A 1,247-nucleotide genomic window follows, 5' to 3' on the forward strand; every position below is an offset into this window, starting at 1 on the left:
CGATCTCGGCATCGCCACGGTGAACGAGCTCGCGGCACCGGTGGATGTACCGATCAACTTCAAGATCACCTCGGCCTCCATGATGAACTCGTTCTTCATCCCGGCGCTGGCGGGGCAGATTTACGCCATGGCCGGCATGGAGACGAAGTTGCACGCCGTCATCAACAAGGCTGGCGTCTATGAAGGCTTCTCGGCCAATTACAGCGGCGAGGGCTTCTCGCGGATGAACTTCAAGTTCCACGGCGTAACCCAGGAAGGGTTCGACCAGTGGGTGGCCAAGGCGAAAGCCGAGGGTAAGGAGCTCACCCGCGACGCCTTCATTGCGCTGGAAAAGCCGAGCGAGCGTGAGCCGGTGAGCTACTACTCCTCCGTCGCTCCAGGCCTCTACAACGCGATCCTCAACATGTGTGTCATCGAGGGTAAGATGTGCATGGGCGAGATGATGAGCATCGACTCCAAGGGCGGCGCCGGCAAGGAGAGCCACGCCAACCAAGAGCGGCTCCGCTACGACAACCGTCATGCCGTCCGCGGCGAGGAGGCGCAGGGTGCGACGTTCCCTGCCTCAGAGAAGAAGCCGCGTACCCAAGAGGTCGACCCCGCCAAGGGGCATGACCACCACGACCATTCCGGGCCGGACACGAAGCAAAGCGACCCTGCCCCGGCTCAATTGAACCGCTAGGCCGACGCGATGACGCGCGGCCTTCGGGACAGGCGCGTCACGGCGACGGCACCACTAAATTGAACCCATGAGAGACGGGTACCGAGTCGATCGGTACGTCCCCTCGCCGACAACCGGGAACGAAGCGATCCCATGTTTGCCAATCTCGATCTTCAGAAGCTCGTCTTCGGGCGCCTGACTCTCGAAGCCATCCCATATCACGAGCCGATCCTGCTCGTGACCTTCATCGGCGTCGCCATCGGTGGCGTCGGGCTTCTGGGCCTCATCACCTACATGCGCTGGTGGGGTCCGCTGTGGCGCGACTGGTTCACCTCCGTTGACCACAAGAAGATCGGCATCATGTATGTGGTGCTCGCCCTGGTGATGCTGCTTCGCGGCTTCTCCGATGCGCTCCTCATGCGTTCGCAACAGGCCATGGCGTTCGGTGCCAACGAAGGCTATCTGCCGCCGCATCATTACGACCAGATCTTCACCGCCCATGGCGTGATCATGATCTTCTTCGTGGCGATGCCCCTGGTCACCGGCCTGATGAACTTCGTCGTTCCGCTGCAGATCGGCGCGCGCGACG

At 61.9% G+C, this 1,247-nt stretch carries 2 protein-coding genes; both read left to right on the forward strand.

Annotation, left to right across the window (positions count from 1 at the left end; translation table 11 throughout):
- On the forward strand, positions 1-679 hold a 679-nt coding region (locus MBTS_RS22740), incomplete at its 5' end, for a COX aromatic rich motif-containing protein (RefSeq protein WP_192216552.1).
- Between the two features lie 132 nt (positions 680-811).
- On the forward strand, positions 812-1,247 hold a 436-nt coding region (locus tag MBTS_RS22745; protein ID WP_192216553.1), incomplete at its 3' end, for a cbb3-type cytochrome c oxidase subunit I.

Origin of the sequence: Methylobacterium bullatum (assembly GCF_014845095.1) — a bacterium.
In the GTDB taxonomy this organism is placed as follows: Bacteria; Pseudomonadota; Alphaproteobacteria; order Rhizobiales; family Beijerinckiaceae; genus Methylobacterium; species Methylobacterium bullatum.